The organism is Ruegeria sp. BI7 (genome assembly GCF_056537925.1).
In genome coordinates this window covers 715,389-733,555 of record NZ_JBQFSK010000001.1, presented here as the reverse complement: position 1 = coordinate 733,555, position 18,167 = coordinate 715,389, and the positions used below count along the sequence as shown (strand labels likewise).

Here is an 18,167-nt window from a genome sequence, read left to right as displayed (position 1 = left end):
CCGGGAAATCCCGGCCCCTTATTCGGTTATTGCTGTGTCGGCGGTGTTTCGTCTTCCACCACCTCGGCCACTTTGGCGGGTTCAACCGTCTGCTCCAGCGCGCCGTTCACCACGCCACCGACGCCTTGCTCCATCGACAAACCAAGTTCTTCACCCAGCTTCTTGAGCGCGGGCATCTGCACCGCCATACCCATGATCGAATCCAGCGCCTGATTGACCACCGGCTTGTCGCCATTTGCAGCCCCGCCTCCATTGGCAGCGCCGATGCCGCCGACCTGATGAATCTTGATCGAGTCGATCTTTTCAGCCGGCTTCACCATTTCCGAGATGATCGACGGCATGGTTTCGATCCGGGTCAGATCAACCTTCATGCGGATCTGTTCGGGCGACAGGGCATTGTCTGCCTCAACAATCGCGCGCTTACCTTCCGCTTCGGCCAGCATGTCGTTCTTCTTGGCCTCGGCGCGGATATTCAGCGCGTCCGCTTCGGCCTGCGCTTCTTCGCGGCGGGCTTCGGCGCGGTCGGCGGCGGCTTCTTTCTCGGCCTGTGCGGCCAAACGGATAGCGGTGGCCTGACGTTCGGCTTCACGCGTGGCTTCGATCAGTACGATCTGCTTCTGACGCTCGGCCTCGGCCACTTCGCGAGCAGTTGCCACGGCTTCGGTCGCCTTGGTCGCCTCGGCACGGGCCAAGTCAGCAGAGGCACGCGCGCGGCTTTCCTCTTCGGATTTCTGCGCGATGATGATCTGGCGTTCTTGCTCAGCCACTTCCAGTTCCCGCTCTTTCGCGATCTCGGCATCGCGGATATTGCGCTCGCGTTCGATCTCAGCAGCACGGATGGCTTCTTCACGCGCGATCCGGGCGCGTTCGGTTTCGCGCACCGAGTCCTCGGTCCGGGCCGCAATCTCAGCCTCTTGCGCCACACGCAGGGTTTCAACCTGCTGCGTCTGCTCAATGCGCGCCTGCTCTTCGTCCTTTTCGATCAACAGTTTCTGACGCTGAGCTTCCATCGCTGCACGACGTACCTCGACCTCAGCATCCGCATCAATCTGCGCACGCTCTTTTTTTGAGGTCGCAATGACCTCGGCCAGTTTGCGCATACCTACGGCGTTAAACGCGTTGTTCTCGTCCAAGGCCTCAAACGGCGTCTGGTCCAGCGCGGTCAGCGAGACGGATTCCAGAGACAGACCGTTTTTCAACAAGTCCTCAGACACCGCATTCTGCACCTCTTGCACAAAGTCGGCGCGGTTTTCGTGCAGCCCGTCCATGGTCATTTGAGCGGCCACAGCACGCAGACCGTCGATCAGCTTACCTTCGATCATCTCGCGCAGTTGCTCGACGTCAAAAGTGCGACCACCAAGTGTTTGAGCCGCACGCGAAATACCTTCTTCGGTGGCCATGACCGAGACGTAGAATTCCACGCCAACGTCCACACGCATCCGGTCCTTGGTGATCAGAGCAGCCTCGCCGCTGCGCTGCACTTCAAGGCGCAAGGTCTTCATGTTGACCGGGCTGACCTCGTGCAGCAGCGGTACGATGATGACGCCGCCATCCATGATGACTTTCTTGCCACCTGCCCCGGTTTTCACGAGACTGACCTCTCGGGTCGCGCGGCGATACAGACGGCCAAGCACAAGGCCGATGAACAAAACGACTGCTAATAAGGTCACAACTGTGACGGCCAGGAATGGTAGTTCCATGCTAAATCCTCCAGGTTGGGGTTTGAATTTTGTTAGTCTGACAAGCCGACCAGAACGAACCGGTCACGCCGTCGGTCACGCAAAACCAACACTTCGGTGCCTTGTTTCAGCGCATCCTTGTCCTGCAGCGGTTCCGCGCGAAGGTAGTGAGAGTTTCCAAAACGGTCGGTGACGCGGACCTCAGCCGGACGCCCGCGCGAGGCCGTTCCTTGCGTGATCATGCCACGACGGCGTGCAAGCATGCGTTCCGACATCGCCTCGGTCTCGGTTTTCGGCAACAGGCGGGCAAAGACACCACCAAAGCCGCGCGCAAACCACAGGGCAAAGGCACCGGCCGGAAGTGCCGCCATCCAGCTTGGCAGGTCAAAGCCCAGCAGATCGCGCAGCGCCAATTGCAGGCCAATTCCCGACAGGCCGAATCCAGCCAGCAGAACCGCCAGCCATATCATGAATGGCACCTTGCCGATCCCAAGCCACGCCAAAGGACTCGAAGGGGCTGCGCCCGATACGTCCGCCTCAACCTCGGCCAGTTCGAATTCGCCCAGATCAACATCCGCGTCGACATCCAGGTCAAAATCACCAATGTCCAGATCGGGACCGTCAACCACATCCAGATCGACCTCGGCCTCGCCTGCCATAAGACTTCCGCCCAGAACCAAAGCGATCAGTTCCAGCCCAAGAAGACCGAACAGAAGCGCAAGCGCCAAGGTAAAGGGCACAAATGCGCCCTCTAGCAAAAAGTCAAACATCAGTAGGTTGCCCTCGTTTTATGTATACTTTTGTATACATTAGATAGGTAGCGATAACACAAATTCAAGTAGCCGTGATTCCATTATTCAACCTAGGGGTATTGTGGACCACCAGCCGGATGCAATCGCATTCCTCTGCCAGATGGATTTTCGGGGTTGTTGTTGTTTTAAATCGCCCCTGCGCGAAACCCGGGGTTTTGCTGGCCGGTTACATAAGGTAGACGGGCGCGCAGATAGATACGTGGAAACGCAAAATGGCTCGGATTCTCATCACCTCGGCGATCCCTTACATCAACGGGATCAAGCACCTCGGCAATCTGATCGGCTCGCAATTGCCTGCCGATCTGTACGCGCGTTATCAGCGTGGCCGGGGAAATGAGGTCATGTTCCTGTGCGCCACGGATGAACACGGCACCCCCGCCGAACTGGCCGCCGCCAAGGCGGGTAAACCAGTGGCCGAATATTGCGCCGAGATGTACGGCATTCAGGCCGACATCGCCAACCGCTTTGGTCTGAGCTTCGATCACTTTGGCCGTTCGTCCAGCGATCAGAACAAGAAGCTGACCCAGCATTTTGCAGGTAAGCTGGATGACGCTGGACTGATCCGCGAAGTCACGGAAAAGCAGGTTTATTCCAATGCCGATGGCCGCTTTCTGCCCGACCGTTATATTGAGGGCACCTGCCCCAATTGCGGCTATGAGCGCGCGCGCGGCGACCAGTGTGAAAACTGCACCAAGCAGCTGGACCCGACCGACCTGATTGAGCCGCGCAGTGCGATCAGCGGTTCTACCGATTTGGAGGTGCGCGAAACCAAGCACCTGTATCTGCGTCAGTCGGCCATGAAGGATCAACTGGACGCCTGGATTGACAGCAAGACCGACTGGCCGATCCTGACGACCTCCATCGCCAAGAAATGGCTACACGATGGCGACGGTCTGCAAGATCGCGGCATCACCCGTGATCTGGATTGGGGCGTACCGGTCAAGAAAGGTGATCAGGACTGGCCGGGGATGGAGGGTAAAGTCTTCTATGTCTGGTTCGACGCGCCCATCGAATACATCGCCTGCGCCAAGGAATGGGCCGACGCAAACGGCAAAGCCGACGCCGATTGGCAGCGCTGGTGGCGCACCGACAAGGGCGCGGATGACGTGCGCTATGTGCAGTTCATGGGCAAGGACAACGTGCCCTTCCATACGCTGTCCTTCCCGGCCACCATTCTGGGTTCGGGTGAGCCGTGGAAGATGGTCGACCACCTGAAATCGTTCAACTACCTGAACTATGACGGCGGCCAGTTCTCGACCTCTCAGGGCCGCGGCGTCTTCATGGATCAGGCGCTTGAGATTCTGCCCGCTGATTACTGGCGCTGGTGGCTGCTGAGCCATGCGCCCGAAAGCAGCGACAGCGAGTTCACGTGGGAGAACTTCCAGCAATCTGTGAACAAAGACCTTGCGGATGTTTTGGGCAACTTTGTCAGCCGGATCACCAAATTCTGCCGGTCTAAATTCTCTGAGGCCGTGCCCGAAGGCGGTAGTTTTGGTGAACGTGAAAAGACCCTGATTGACGATCTCACAAAACGCGTTCGGGCCTATGAAGGACATATGGAGGCGATGGAGGTTCGCAAATCCGCGCAGGAATTGCGGGCGATTTGGGTCGCGGGCAACGAATATCTGCAGGCCGCTGCCCCTTGGTCAACCTTCAAAGAAGATCCGGAACAGGCCGCAGTTCAGGTACGTCTGGGGTTGAACCTGATCCGCCTGTATGCCGTTCTCAGCGCCCCCTTCATCCCCGAAACGTCGGCCCGGATGCTGAGCGCGATGAATACTCTGGACACCAGCTGGCCCGACGATATTGCGGCTGCGCTGAACGCACTGCCCGCTGGGCATGCCTTTACGGTACCAGACGTGCTGTTCGCCAAAATCACTGACGAACAGCGCGAAGATTGGGAAAACCGGTTCGCCGGCGCGCGCGAATGATCTGATGCAACATCTGAAATTGGAAACGGGGGCCAAACGGTCCCCGTTTTCCGTTGTCTCAACTGAAGCCAGCCATGCGACCACAGGCAAATCGGCCTAAGTCGGCCTGTTGACGAGAAAATTCCCGCAAGTCTCTGCCCGTTCGTCGTATTCAAGAAGCTTGAGATATAATCCTAAAACGGTCATCCTGACCTGAATTCAGTCGACTCGCCGGGGCGGCCAACCTGCCCGGGCGCAAAATCCTTATAATGAACGAGGCGCCTGCCATGTCCCTTGCATTGAAGAACTTGAATATCCGTCACAGCGGACCGGTCCAGGCCTTTGCTGTCTTGGTTTGTCTGGGCATGGCACACACAGCCACAGCACAAGACCAAAGCGACGCCCCGCCGCCCAAAGTTTCGATCGCGGCTGCGTATACTGAGGAAATCACCGAAGAGGCCAGCTTTATCGGCCGCGCCGAGGCCCTGAACAAGGCCGACATCGTGGCGCGCGTCAGCGGGTTTCTGGAAAGTCAGAATGTCGAAGACGGCGCGCTGGTGAAACAGGGCGATTTGCTGTTCACCATTGAGCCCGACCTCTATGAGGCGACGGTAGAGGCACGCAACGCCGACCTGGACAAGGCCGAGGCCAATCTGGAACTCGCCAAAGTCGAGCTAGCCCGTAAACAAGAGCTGTACGAACGAGACGCCACCCCTGAATCCGAACGCGATATCGCACGCGCAAATGAACTGGTGGCCGAAGCACAAGTCAAAGCTGCCAAAGCCGCGATCCAGCAGGCCGAACTTGATCTGAGTTACACCAAAATCCACGCCCCGTTTGACGGGCGCATTGGTCGGGTTGCAATCAGCGTCGGTGACGTGGTCGGTCCGAACAACCCGCCGCTGGTCAATATCGTCAGCGAGGCGCCGATCTATGTGAATTTTTCACTGAATGAAAAGCAGTTTACCTCGGTTCTTGAAACCGTGGGTGAGAACCCCGCATCCCTGAGCGAAAGCGACAAAAGCCCGAATGTTCATATAGATCTGCCAAACGGCTCAGAACTGGATGAAACGGGCAAAATCGTGTTTGTCGACAACCGGATCGACCCTCTGACCGGTGCCATTACGATGCGTGCCGAATTCTCGAACGCCGACCGGTTGATCGTGGACGGTGCATTTCTGAACGTGCGGATCGAGGCCCTGCAACCTACGCTTGAGGTTCTGGTGCCACAGGCCGCACTGCAACGTGATCAAAGGGGTGAATTCGTACTGGTCGTCAATGACCAGCAAATGGTCGAACAGCGTTACATCACCACCGGCGACAACGAAGGAACGGCTGTGATCGTCAAAGACGGCCTGCGCGAAGGCGAAAGCGTCATTGTCGAGGGCCTGCAAAGGGTTCGTCCCGGGGTTGCCGTTGATGCCGTCGTGGCATCTGAGCAGCCGGGAGAGTAACAGATGTTCTCAGCCCTGTTCATCAGCCGGCCCAAGCTGGCGCTTGTTATTTCGCTTGTCCTGACCATCATGGGCGCCATCGGCTATCTGGTTCTGCCAGTGGCCCAGTTCCCCGACATCACGCCACCGGTGGTCAGCGTAACGACCACCTATACCGGTGCCAACGCCGAGACCGTTGAAAACACCGTTGCCGCGCCCATTGAGGCGCAGGTGAACGGTGTGGATGACATGATCTACATGACGTCCACCTCGGCCGATAACGGCTCGTATTCATTGAATGTCACCTTCGAGGTCGGCACCGATCCCGATATCGCCTCGGTGAACGTGCAAAACCGCGTGGCACAAGCGATGTCCTCGTTACCGGCCGAAGTGACATCTTCGGGCGTGGTGACGCAGAAGGCGTCCACCAACATGCTGCTGCTGGTGACGCTGACCTCGCCCGAGGGAACGTATGACAGCGTGTTTCTGTCGAATTATGCCTCGATCAACCTGAAAGACGCACTGGCGCGCGTTCAGGGCGTTGGTAAGGCGGACGTTCTGACCAATCTGGAATACGCCATGCGGATCTGGATGGACCCGGATCAAATGGCCGCGTTGTCTATTACTCCGGGCGACGTGATCAACGCCATCCGCGAGCAGAACGTCGAAGTATCGGCAGGTTCGATCGGTGCCCCACCAGTGCCCGAGGGGCAGACATTTCAGTACACGATCAAGACCAAGGGCCGCCTGACCTCGGCCGAGGAATTCGGCGAAATTGTCATCCGCACCGGCGATGCAGGATCTATCGTGCGGGTCAAAGATATCGCACGGGTGGAACTGGGTGCAGAATACTATGCGGCGTCCGGCTATTTCGATAGCGTTCCGGCCACCGTCATTGGTATTTATCAGGCCCCTGGCGCAAACGCGCTGGCGGTTTCTGAACGTGTCGAGGCCGAATTGCAGCGGCTGTCTCGCAGCTTCCCTAACGATGTAGAATATGACGTTCCCTTCAACACCACCGACTTTGTCGAGCAATCACTGAACGACGTGGTGACGACCCTGATCTTGACGTTCACGTTGGTAATCTCGGTTGTGTTTGTCTTTCTGGGCAGTTGGCGGGCGACGATCATCCCGGCTGTTGCGATCCCGGTCTCTCTGATCGGTACGTTCGCGTTTTTGCTGTTGTTCGGAATGTCACTGAACACGATCTCCCTGTTTGCGTTGGTTCTGGCCATCGGCATCGTGGTGGATGACGCGATTGTTGTGGTTGAAAACGTCGAACGGATCATCGCGGACGAAGGATTGCCCCCGGCCGAAGCAACCCGAAAGGCCATGGGACAGATCACCGGCCCAGTTATTGCTACCACGCTGGTTCTGCTGGCCGTGTTCGTACCGGTGACTTTCATGCCCGGTATCTCGGGGCGGCTGTATTCACAGTTCGCGGTGACCATCTCAACCGCCGTTGTGATTTCCTCGATCAACGCGCTGACCCTGTCGCCAGCCTTGTGCGGCCTTGTTCTGAAGGCGCGTTCGGGGCCACCCAAGGGGTTGCTGGCCGTGTTTGAACGCTTCATCGGCACAATCCGCAACGGCTATGTCGCCATCGTGCGCAAACTGTTGATCCTGCCGGTCGTCGGTCTGGGCGTTATCGTTGCGCTGGCGATGGGCACCGGGACGATCATGTCCAACACATCCAGCGGCTTCCTGCCGCTTGAGGATAACGGTTACCTGTTCGTCGACATTCAGCTGCCAGACGCGGCAACGCTGGAACGGACCGAGGTCGTCTCGGCCCGTGTGGATGATCAGATTCAGCAGATTCCTGGCGTTTCAAGTACCGTTCTGATCAACGGATTTTCGATCCTGAATGGCACCACCACAAATGGCGCGGCGATCTTTGTGAACCTCGAAAACTGGGATGATCGTCAGGACGATGACCTGAGTGCAGATGCTATTCTGCAAAAGGTTCTGGCGATTGCGTATGGGGAATCCGCCGCCTCGATCGTGGCCTTTAACCCGCCGCCTATTCAGGGCCTTGGCAATTCGGCCGGTGTCGAGATGGAGGTGCAACAAACCGGGGGCGGAACACCGCAGGATCTGGCCTCAGCCGTGGGGTCGTTCGTATACGCGGCGAACCAGCGGCCCGAAATCGGGCAGTCCTATACGACCTTCCGCGCAAACGTGCCGCAGTTGTTCGTCGATCTAGATCGCGAAAAAGCCAAAACACTGCAAGTGTCCGTGGCCGAAGTGTTCCAGACCATGCAGGCGCAGTTGGGGTCGTACTACGTCAACGACTTCAACCTGTTCGGACGGGTGTATCGCGTGATGATCCAGGCCGATGGCAGCTATCGCGACAATGTCGAAGATATCTCGAACCTCTATGTCCGCTCGGAACAAGGTGAGATGGTGCCACTGGGCACGCTGATCGACGTGGAAAACGTGCTGGGACCAGTGCTGCTTAAACGGCACAACCTGTTCCGGTCGGCGACCGTTACAGCTGTGCCTGCGCCGGGCCTATCCACTGGCGATGCGATAAACGTGATGACCGAGGAATCAGCGACCGCCCTGCCCCCGGGATACGCGTTCGAATGGACTGGTACGGCGCAGCAGCAGTTGGCCTCGGGCAGTCTGGTGATTGTGATCCTGGGGCTGGCTATCTTGTTTGGCTATCTGTTCCTTGTGGGGCAATACGAAAGCTGGTCGATGCCGGTGTCGATTCTGCTGTCGGTGATTGTGGCCCTGTTCGGGGCGGTGGCCGCCGTGGCCATCGTGGGCAGTGATATCAACCTCTACACACAGATCGGGATGATCATGCTTGTGGGGTTGGCATCGAAAAACGGCATTCTGATCGTTGAGTTCGCGATGGAGCAACGGGCAAATGGCCTTTCGATCCGGGATGCCGCCGCCGAGGCAGCCTATCAGCGTTTTCGCGCGGTGATGATGACCGCCCTGTCCTTCCTGCTGGGCGTTGTACCGCTGCTAGCAGCGAGTGGTGCGGGTGCGGCCAGCCAGAAAGCGATCGGTGTTGCCGTCTTTGGCGGGATGCTGGCAGCCACGCTGGTTGGTGTCATTCTGGTGCCGGTTCTCTATGCCCTGATGCAGAGTCTCAGGGAATGGATCAAGGGCACCAAGAACGACCCCGGTCCCTCGGAAGAAACAGCGTAATAATAAAAGCCCCGCCAAATCGGCGGGGCTTTTTCTTAGGCAGCAGCCTGAGCGCTGCGATGGTCCATCCAATCCTGTATCCGGGCGATCTGCTCAGCGCTCAGACGCAAGCCCAGCTTGTTTCGACGCCAGACGACATCCTCGGCCGTGCGGGCATATTCTTTATCCATCAGCCATTCCAACTCGCGCGCAGTCAGTGTGGCACCGAAGTCCTCTCCCAAGTCTTGGGCGGATTTCGCATCCCCTAGAATGATTCTGGCCTCGGTGCCGTAGGCGCTCACAAGACGCTCGGCCCAGGCGCGCTCCAAAAAGCCAAAGTCAGCTTCCAACCCAGCCACCAGATTTTGCACCCCGTCGACAGGGAAATCTCCGCCAGGCAAAGCCACACCAGCCGTCCAGGGACCGGGTAAGTCCGGGAAATGCTCGGCTGCTTTCTCCAACGCACTCTCGGCCAGACGTCGGTAGGTTGTGATCTTGCCGCCGAAGACATTCAGCACCGGTGCCCCGCCTTGCGCGTCCACTTTCAACGTATAGTCCCGAGTCGCGGCGGTGGCGCTACTGGCACCGTCATCGTACAGCGGGCGGACACCTGAGTATGTCCAGACGATTTCATCTCGCGTCACCGGCGTCTTGAAATATTTGGTCGCAAACGCGCACAGATATTCCTGTTCCGCCTCGGTACACACCGGAGATTCAGATGGATTCGGATGATCCTGATCTGTCGTGCCGATCAAGGTGAAATCACGTTCGTACGGGATGGCGAAAATGATGCGCCCATCCTCGCCCTGAAAAAAGTAACACTTGTCGTGGTCAAACAGCCTGCGGGTCACGATATGACTGCCCCGCACCAACCGGACGCCCTCGCGCGAATTCACGTGGATTTTCGATTGAATGATATCCCCAACCCATGGACCACCAGCGTTGATCAGCATTCTAGCCTTGATAACGCGTGTCTCGTCACTGTCGCGGTCCCGAACCGTCACCTCCCACAGGTCGTCTACGCGCTTCGCCGCCAGAACCTCGGTGCGAACCATAATATTAGCACCGCGTGCCGCGGCATCGCGGGCATTGAGAACGACAAGGCGCGAATCCTCGACCCAGCAATCGGAATACTCATAGGCGGTCTCAAACTTGTCCTGCAGCGGTCGCCCTTCGGGTGCTGTTTTCAGGTTCAGAGACGCCGTGCCCGGTAGAATTTTACGCCCACCCAGATGGTCGTACATGAACAACCCCAACCGGATCAGCCAGGCCGGACGACGACCCTTCATCCAAGGCATCACGGTGCTTAACAGGCGCGAGGTCGGCGTTTCGGAATCGAAACGCATGTCTGCGTGGTACGGCAGCACAAATCGCATCGGCCAGCTGATATGCGGCATCGCCTGCAGCAAGGTCTCACGTTCGATCAGAGCCTCGCGGACAAGGCGGAATTCAAAGAACTCCAGGTACCGCAATCCGCCGTGAAACAGTTTGGTCGACGCCGACGAGGTTGCCGAGGCCAGATCGTTCATCTCGGCCAGAGTCACCGACAGCCCGCGCCCCGCTGCATCGCGTGCGATGCCGCATCCATTGATGCCGCCGCCAATGATAAAAAGGTCTGATATCTGATCGTGTGACTGTTCCATATCTGGATGATTCCCGTTTGCCGAAAACGCGCGCTCATTAACCGTACAGGCCCGCGCTTCGTCAATGTTTGTTTTCGTTTTTGTTCGTTTTGCCACACAATACTTGCTTTTTTGTGCATTCGCCCAGCACATTATTGCAATTCAACGGAAACAGAACAAAAACGAACACATCATAATTGGAGCCAACCGTGTCCCTTTCCTTTCGCCAGTCAGACATTCTGAACATCGCTAAACAAGATGGCCGCGTGATGGTCGAAGACCTGGCGCTGCGGTTTGATGTGACGGTTCAGACCATCCGACGCGATCTTTCGGAACTTGCTGACATGGGCAAACTGGACCGCGTGCATGGAGGTGCTGTCCTTCGTTCCGGGGTGTCGAATATCGGGTATGAGGATCGCCGTGCCCTGAACGCAGACGCCAAGACGCGCATCGCGCAACTTTGCGCGCAGGATATTCCCGATGGCGCATCTGTGTTCCTGAACATCGGCACCTCGACCGAGGCTGTTGCCCGGCAATTACTGAACCACAAAGACTTGATGGTGGTGACCAATAACATGAACGTCGCCAATATTCTGGTCGACAACCCAAACTGTCAGATTGTTGTGGCGGGCGGTGTGCTGCGCCGTTCGGATGGGGGACTGGTCGGCAACCTGACGATTGCTACCATCGAACAGTTCAAGTTCGACTATGCCATCATCGGATGTTCGGCGTTGGATGCCGAAGGTGATCTGATGGATTTTGACTTTCAAGAAGTCCGGGTCAGTCAGACCATCATTGCCCAAGCCCGCCGAACCTGCGTGGTGGCCGATCACTCCAAATTCCAACGTTCAGCCCCCGCCCGAATTGCCTCATTGTCCGATGTCGATGTGTTCTATACCGACAAAGCCCTTCCCAATTCTCTGACCAAGAAATGTTCCGAATGGCGAACACAATTAAAGCTGTGCGCCTGACCCCAAGCAATTCGCATTAAACGGGAATTTCCTTCGCGACTTCTTGCCAGAACCAAATTCACCTGACACACTCCCCCATATTGCAATCGTCGCACGGGAGGGGAGAACCGAGCCATGATAGCGCTTTTATTTGCGTTACTTACAGCCACGATGGGACTGAATTACTTTAATCGGACAACAGCGGCCAACGTGCTGTTCTTTTTCACGCTGGCGTTGAGTGTATATTGGCTGAAGTTCCATGCCACCAGCCAACTGACGATCCAATTGTAAGGGGGCCGCGATGACACCGGAACTTTCACGCAATCTCAACACTCTTGGTATGCTGGCTGTCAGCCTGGTGTTGGTGCTGGCCTATTTCTACCAGTTAAAACTCGATGAACTCCCCTGCCCTCTGTGCCTGTTGCAAAGGGTTGGACTGGTGGCCGTGGGCGTTGGTCTAGGCCTGAACCTGCTGTACGGAGCGCGGCCGCAGCACTATGCGATCATGCTGCTTGCGGCACTGTTCGGCGGCAGCGTCGCCGTACGCCAGATTCTGCTGCATATCGTACCGGGCACAGGTCACTATGGGTCACCGGTTCTGGGGTTGCACTATTATACCTGGTCCGCGATCTGCTTTTTCCTGATCTTGCTGGGTACGGCCTTTATGCTGCTGTTTGACCGGCAATACGCCGAAAATTCCCAACAACCGCGTTTTGGTGGCAGCATTTTGGCCAAAAGCGCGTTCTTTATCATGCTGGGGCTGGCGGCGCTGAATGCGGTCTCGACACTGGTGGAATGCGGGCCTGGAATCTGCGCAGACCCACCCACCAGCTACAAATTGATTGACGAACTGGGCACCGACGGCTGAGGATAGGACAACCTGCCCAAAAGGAGGCACGAGCATGGGACTATTGGGGCAGCCACTTGGCTACTATGACTACCTGACTTTCGTGGCATTGATCCTGCTTCTTGCGGCGGTGATGGCGCTGATCCTGTTCATCATGGGGTTACCGGGGCGGATCGCGATTAAACGCAATCATCCCCATGCCGAAGCCGTCAAGATAATGGGGTGGATGGGTTTTCTGGCTGTTGTGCCGTGGGTGCATGCCTTTATGTGGGCCTTCCACGATGGCGTCACAGTCGACATTCGGCGCACACCCGATGACGAAAAAGATGCTATCCGCAAGGAAATCAAGCGGTTGGGCGGAACGGTGAACGAAGAATACAGCGATCCGCTAGACCCTGACGAGACGCAGAAAAGCTAAGGCCAAAGGAAGTCACAGAATATGTTTGTCGCCCTCGGCATTACGCTGTTCTACATCATTTTCGTCTGGTTCATTTTCTTCAAAGCGAAGTTACTGAAGTTCAACATCACCTGGGGTGTCGTTTCATTCTGGGTCGGCGCGCATCTGCTGCTGATTTTCCTTGTCGCACTGCGCTTTTTTCAACCGTTTTCGCTCGACAGCCACGTGGTACGTTCGACCATCCAAATCGTACCGCGATTGACTGAACCGACGATCCTGACCGAGGTGCTGGTCGAGCCGAATACCGAGGTGAAAAAGGGCGATCCCCTCTATCGCTTTGACGACACGGTATTCGCTTTGGAAGTTGAAGAGGCAACCGCGCAGCTGGTGGCAGCCGAGCAGAATGCCAAAATCCTAGAACAGGACGTGATCGCGGCGTCCGAGGCCATCGAGCGCGCAAATGCGCAGCTGGCCTACGCGCTGACCCAACAGGCGCGGTACGAGAACCTCGTGCCTGCTGGTGGCGCAAGGCAGGACGAACTGGATCGCTGGGATGAGCAGGTCACCGAGGATCAGGCACAGGTCAAAGAGGCCGAGGCCAATCTCGAAAAGGCCCAACTGGCGCTGGATTCCCAGATTGACGGGGTCAATACCGGCATCCTTCAGGCGCAGGCACAGCTAGATAAAGCCCAGTATTTTCTTGATAACACGACGATCTATGCACCCGAAGACGGTATGATCGTCTCGCAACAGGCGCGTCCCGGTCTGGTTGTTGGCGATATCCGGCTGGGTGCAATTGCCAGTTTCGTGACCAAGGACAATCCTTACATTCTGGCCACCTATCGCCAGCAGAACCTGAAATTTGTCGAGCCCGGTCAGGAGGTAGAAGTCGCGCTGGACCTTTATCCCGGCGAGATTCTAACCGGCAAGGTCGAAGCAATCTGGTGGGCCACACGTCAGGGTCAGTACCTGCCCTCAGGCCGCCTGCCCGGCTTTGAGTTTCCAAAACTACCGGGTCGCATCGCGGTGCAGATCTCGGTCGACATCCCAGACGGTCACACATTTCCCGCCGGCGGCCACGCGGCGGTCGCCATCTACACCGGTCAGGGCAAAAGCTTTGAATTCCTGCGCCGCATCAATATCCGCCTGTATTCCTTCGCCAACTTCATCCGACCACTGGATATCTGAGGACACATGACATGACCCGGGCCAGACTTCACCGCAGATTGATCGGCACCGCCCTATGCGCGGCCCTGCTGGTCGGCTGCACGCCAGTTGGCCCGGATTTCGTGCGCCCGAACTCTCCGGTCGTGAAAGAATGGATCGAGGTGAACAGCCCCAGCGCCGGACCCAGCGGCCTAACCTCGCGCAGCGCGCCGGTGGTGAAATGGTGGGAGACGTTCAACGACCCCACCCTGAACAAACTGGTTGCAGAGGCTTATGCCCAGAACCTTGATCTACAGGTGGCAGGTGCCCGTGTCCTGCAGGCTCGCGCGCAGTTGGGGATTGCGTTCGGGGAGCTGTATCCGCAATCGCAAGCCATCGGCGGATCAATCGAGCGGCGCCAAATCAGTGACAATCTTGGGCCGATTTCGGATGTAAATCGGATCATCCCCTTGGATACCGAGTTTTCGACATCTCAGGTTGGGTTCGATGCGCAATGGGAGCTGGACGTCTGGGGTCAGCAAAGGCGAGGCGTTCAGGCGGCGCGGTCCAATCTGGCATTGCAGGTGGCGAATTACGACGACGCCCTAGTGACGCTGACCGGCGACGTTGCAGCACTGTACGTGAACATCCGCGCGTTGCAGGAATCTCTGGCGGTCGCGCGTGAGAACATTCAGCTGCAACAGGCATCCGCTGACTTGACCCAACTGCGCTTTGACAACGGGGTGACGACCGAGCTGGACGTGCAGGAATCCACTGCCCTGCTGAACAACACCAAGGCGCTGGTCCCCGAAATTGAAAGCGATCTGCAACAGGCCAAGAATGCGCTGGCTGTTTTGCTGGGGGCAACGCCCTCGCGAATGACCAGTCTGCTGGGTAATTCGGGGCGCATCCCTTCAGCCCGGTCGAATGTAGCCGTGGGTGTTCCGGCCGAGCTGCTGCGTCGCCGTCCCGATGTCCGCGCGGCCGAGTTGGCCGCGGCAACGCAATCGGCCGAGGTCGGCATTGCGATGGCTGATCTGTACCCGCAATTCATTCTGTCAGGGTCCATCGGCCTGCAAGCATCGGGCGGGCGGGATTTGTTTTCCGTAGCCAGCTCAACCAGTCTGGCCAATGCAGGTGTGGTCTGGAACGTGCTGAACTACGGCCGGATCAAGAACAACGTCCGTGCGCAAGACGCGGCTTATCAAGCGCTGATCGCCAACTACCAAAACACTGTTCTAACCGCCTATTCAGAGGTGGAAAGCGCGATGGTCGCCTATGCCCAATCGCGCAAGCAGGTGGGCTTTTACGAAAACAGCGTCACCGCGTCGCGCAAGGCCGCCCAGATCGCGGTGGACCAATATCGCGATGGAATTGCCGACTATTCCCGCATTCTGAACACTCAGACCGCGTTGCTGCGGTCGCAGGCCAATCTGATCGAGGCGCGGCAACAGGTCTCAAGCAATCTGGTTGCCGTGTACAAGGGGCTGGGTGGCGGCTGGCAGATTCGCCAAAATCAGGAATTCCTGCCTGAAACCGTGCTGGCCGAGATGGCATACCGCACCGATTGGGGCGACCTGCTGCAACAAGACCCAACGCGGGCAAGCCTCAACTAATCGCTATTTGGTCAATCCGCGCAGCCCGCCGGAAATCAGGATGTTCACTTCATACAGGATGCGCGGCGCTGCAAAACCGCCCGGGCTGGCCAGATAATTCGGGCTCCATTCCGGGTCGAACTTCTGCTTGAAGGATCGCAATCCTTCAAAGTGATAAAACTGTTCGCCATGCTCATAGACGAACCCGCCGACACGGTTCCAGAACGAAGCCAGTTGCCGGTTCTCGATCCCCGAAAACGGCGCCGCGCCCAGCGAGAACCAGTGGAACCCCTGCTCTGCCCCCCATGACATCATCTCGGCAAACAGCGCGTCCATAATGAAGTTCGAGCCGTCAGGTTCGTAGCGCATCAAATCCAGCGACAGTTCAGATTTATGGCCGCCTTGGAACAGATTGGCAAAAGCCACGATCTTGCCTGTGTCCCCATTTCGCAGCACGGCAAAATCGAAATAGGACAGGTAGTCATCGTCGAACCCACCAAGGGCAAATCCCTTTTCCTCACCCGCTTTATGCTCGAGCCAGTCGTCAGAAATTTTGCGTAGCTCCGGCAGGACCGGGGTCAGTTCTTCCTTCGGGATGATCTCGAACACATACCCTTCACGCTCGGCCCGGTTTTTGGCCTGACGGAACCGCTTGCGGGATTTGCCATCCAGCGAGAAATCTTGCAGCGGCACCCGCGCGACCTCACCGATTTTCAAGATGGACAGACCCAGATCCAGAAAGGTTGGCAGATATTTGGTAGAAACGCTGTAAAACGCACAGAGCTTGCCCTCGCGATCCGCCATTTCGCGCAGCTGCCAGATCAGTTGTTGACCGGCTTTTTCATCGCCAACCGGCTCTCCCTTGGTGATTAGAGCGTTGCCGGTGTCGGCATAAGCAAGAAACGCGGATTCATCGGGCGCGATCAGAAACTGCTTGTCACCGGTTAGTGAAATCTGCGCTTCGGTATCTTCGCTTTCCAATGCCAAACGTTCGACGGCGGGCGGTATTTCTGTGCGTACCGGTTCAGGGATTTCCCGCCCGAAGAGTGAGTTCACAGCCACCACACCAAGTATGACCGCTACCACCAGGCTGGAACGCAGGAACCGTGAGGCGTCGCCGCTCCACGCGAAATCCCACCACAGGGCGTTCTGGTATTCGACATGCGAATAGGCAAACAGCCCGATCCAGAAAATGACCGCCAACAGGGCCACTACGCTGACCAGCCACGGGATGTTCAGCCGAAAAATCGGCGCGCCGCTGACCCGGTAAAACGCACCCCGGAATGTGGCCAGCACCGCGATTGAAGCCAGCATGCCGATCGCCTCGTGCGTATCCAACCCCTTGGTCAACGAGGCAACGAAACCGGCCACCATCAGCAACATCGCCACGATCCAGGCACGATAAAGTTTGCGGAACAAACCGCGCGAAATCAGGATCAGAAGAACACCTATTGCACTGCCTGCCAGATGTGAGGCTTCGACAAAGGACAAAGGCAGAAAATCTCGCAAAACACCAAGGCTTTGACTGCTGGACGGTAAAGCCCCGGACACCAACAGGATGATCCCTGCAACCGCAGTCACGCCTGCGGCAACCATCGGCACAATCGGCCGGATCGCGCGATAGACCCACGTGGCCGCGCCGCTGATATGGTGACGATGCGTCAGCGCCGAGGCCACAGCAATCGACACGCTGGCAATGACAAAAGGCAGAAATGTGTAGACCAGACGATACAGCAGCAAGGCCGCGATTACGTCAGACCGGCCAGAGGCACCCAAACCTGCGATCAATGTCGCCTCGAACGCGCCAATGCCGCCCGGCGCGTGACTTACGATCCCAACGGCAATAGCCCCAATAAAGATCGTGAAGAAATAGGGGTAGCCGACCCCAAGGTCATCGGGCATCAGGGTATAAAGCACCATCGAAGCGCCAAACAGGTCCCCGATCGCGGCCAGCGTTAGCAAGCCTGCCAGTTTGCCGCCAGGCAGGTTAAACCCAAATCCGCCATAGGCCAACTTGCGCCCGCCCCGCGCGAGCCAGAGGAACAAGGCCACCAACGCGGCCAACAGGCACAGACCGATTATGGTCTCAGTCGTGTCGCTGATCGGCAGAACATTTGAAATACCATCGGGATGCAGGGTAAGCAGTATGCCCAGCAACAGCACCAGCCCGGACCAGAACGCGATCCAAGAGGTCGCGATGACCCCGGCAACCCGGCTTAGGTCCAACCCAAGCGAGGCGTAGATGCGATAGCGGATCGCCGTTCCGGTAATGTAGGAAAAGCCTAGGCAGTTCGATACGGCATAACCACTGGCTCCGGCCATGCCAGCTACGGTCAGGGGAACCTCTCCGTCCGCCACGCTTTGCACGGCCAGCACGTCGTACATGGACAAGGACAAAAAGCTGAAACAGGTCCAGCACAGGGCGATGAACATCAGTTTCCAGGATGTATTTGCCACATCCACCTGAACATCGGCCCATTTCACGTGCTGGGACAGTTCGTGCAGTACGACCAGCGCAATCAACGTCACCAGGATTGGAACCGCAACTCTGACCGCGGGCTTTTCAAGGAACCCGGTGACCCGCTCGGCCAGACGAACGGCCCAAAGCTCTTTGTCAGTCTCCTGCGTGGTCATG

General features: G+C 57.5%; 13 protein-coding genes. 9 read left to right on the top strand and 4 right to left on the bottom strand.

The genetic code is table 11. The annotated features are described in order from the left end of the window. Positions 1-26 precede the first annotated feature (26 nt). Positions 27-1,700: a flotillin family protein gene (locus ACR0JB_RS03665; RefSeq protein ID WP_170505036.1), complete on the bottom strand. Its 1,674-nt coding sequence runs from the start codon at positions 1,698-1,700 to the stop codon at positions 27-29. Between the two features lie 32 nt (positions 1,701-1,732). Then, on the bottom strand, positions 1,733-2,449 hold the full coding sequence (locus ACR0JB_RS03660; protein WP_170505033.1) for an OB-fold-containig protein: 717 nt from the start codon (positions 2,447-2,449) through the stop codon (positions 1,733-1,735). A gap of 254 nt (positions 2,450-2,703) precedes the next feature. Here ACR0JB_RS03660 and metG point away from each other — a divergent pair, with 254 nt between their 5' ends. The 3 genes from metG (at position 2,704) to ACR0JB_RS03645 (ending at position 8,996) form a co-directional block, all read left to right on the top strand. Further along, positions 2,704-4,422, top strand: a complete 1,719-nt coding sequence (gene metG, locus ACR0JB_RS03655) for a methionine--tRNA ligase (RefSeq protein ID WP_480789686.1) — start codon at positions 2,704-2,706, stop codon at positions 4,420-4,422. A 266-nt stretch (positions 4,423-4,688) separates the two neighbouring features. Continuing rightward, positions 4,689-5,855, top strand: coding sequence for an efflux RND transporter periplasmic adaptor subunit (locus ACR0JB_RS03650; protein WP_170358073.1), 1,167 nt, complete (start codon positions 4,689-4,691; stop codon positions 5,853-5,855). A 3-nt stretch (positions 5,856-5,858) separates the two neighbouring features. Then, the gene (locus tag ACR0JB_RS03645; protein ID WP_170348439.1) at positions 5,859-8,996 is read left to right on the top strand and encodes an efflux RND transporter permease subunit; all 3,138 of its coding nucleotides are present in this window, start codon (positions 5,859-5,861) and stop codon (positions 8,994-8,996) included. A gap of 35 nt (positions 8,997-9,031) precedes the next feature. On the opposite strand, the gene glpD is transcribed toward ACR0JB_RS03645, so the two are convergent. Further along, positions 9,032-10,618, bottom strand: coding sequence for a glycerol-3-phosphate dehydrogenase (gene glpD, locus ACR0JB_RS03640; protein WP_480789685.1), 1,587 nt, complete (start codon positions 10,616-10,618; stop codon positions 9,032-9,034). Between the two features lie 188 nt (positions 10,619-10,806). On the opposite strand from glpD, the gene ACR0JB_RS03635 reads away from it, so the two are divergent. The 6 genes from ACR0JB_RS03635 to ACR0JB_RS03610 all read left to right on the top strand — a co-directional run bounded on the left by ACR0JB_RS03635 (position 10,807) and on the right by ACR0JB_RS03610 (position 15,553). Then, a complete protein-coding gene (locus ACR0JB_RS03635; RefSeq protein ID WP_170548436.1) occupies positions 10,807-11,568 on the top strand; it encodes a DeoR/GlpR family DNA-binding transcription regulator in 762 nt (253 codons plus the stop codon). A gap of 114 nt (positions 11,569-11,682) precedes the next feature. Then, positions 11,683-11,838: a DUF5993 family protein gene (locus tag ACR0JB_RS03630; RefSeq protein ID WP_170331252.1), complete on the top strand. Its 156-nt coding sequence runs from the start codon at positions 11,683-11,685 to the stop codon at positions 11,836-11,838. 10 nt (positions 11,839-11,848) lie between these two features. Then, entirely contained in the window at positions 11,849-12,415 is a 567-nt protein-coding gene (locus ACR0JB_RS03625) for a disulfide bond formation protein B (RefSeq protein WP_170393719.1), read from the top strand. 34 nt (positions 12,416-12,449) lie between these two features. Further along, positions 12,450-12,812 carry a DUF3302 domain-containing protein gene (locus ACR0JB_RS03620; RefSeq protein WP_170348435.1) on the top strand — a complete coding sequence of 121 codons (363 nt, stop codon included), beginning with the start codon at positions 12,450-12,452 and terminating at the stop codon, positions 12,810-12,812. Positions 12,813-12,833: 21 nt separating this feature from the next. After that, positions 12,834-13,979 carry an HlyD family secretion protein gene (locus ACR0JB_RS03615; RefSeq protein WP_170358063.1) on the top strand — a complete coding sequence of 382 codons (1,146 nt, stop codon included), beginning with the start codon at positions 12,834-12,836 and terminating at the stop codon, positions 13,977-13,979. A gap of 11 nt (positions 13,980-13,990) precedes the next feature. After that, positions 13,991-15,553 (top strand): efflux transporter outer membrane subunit, encoded by a 1,563-nt coding sequence (locus ACR0JB_RS03610; RefSeq protein ID WP_480789684.1) that lies wholly within the window; start codon positions 13,991-13,993, stop codon positions 15,551-15,553. A 3-nt stretch (positions 15,554-15,556) separates the two neighbouring features. Here ACR0JB_RS03610 and mprF read toward each other — a convergent pair whose 3' ends face one another. After that, entirely contained in the window at positions 15,557-18,166 is a 2,610-nt protein-coding gene (gene mprF / locus ACR0JB_RS03605) for a bifunctional lysylphosphatidylglycerol flippase/synthetase MprF (protein ID WP_480789683.1), read from the bottom strand. Position 18,167: the final 1 nt, after the last annotated feature.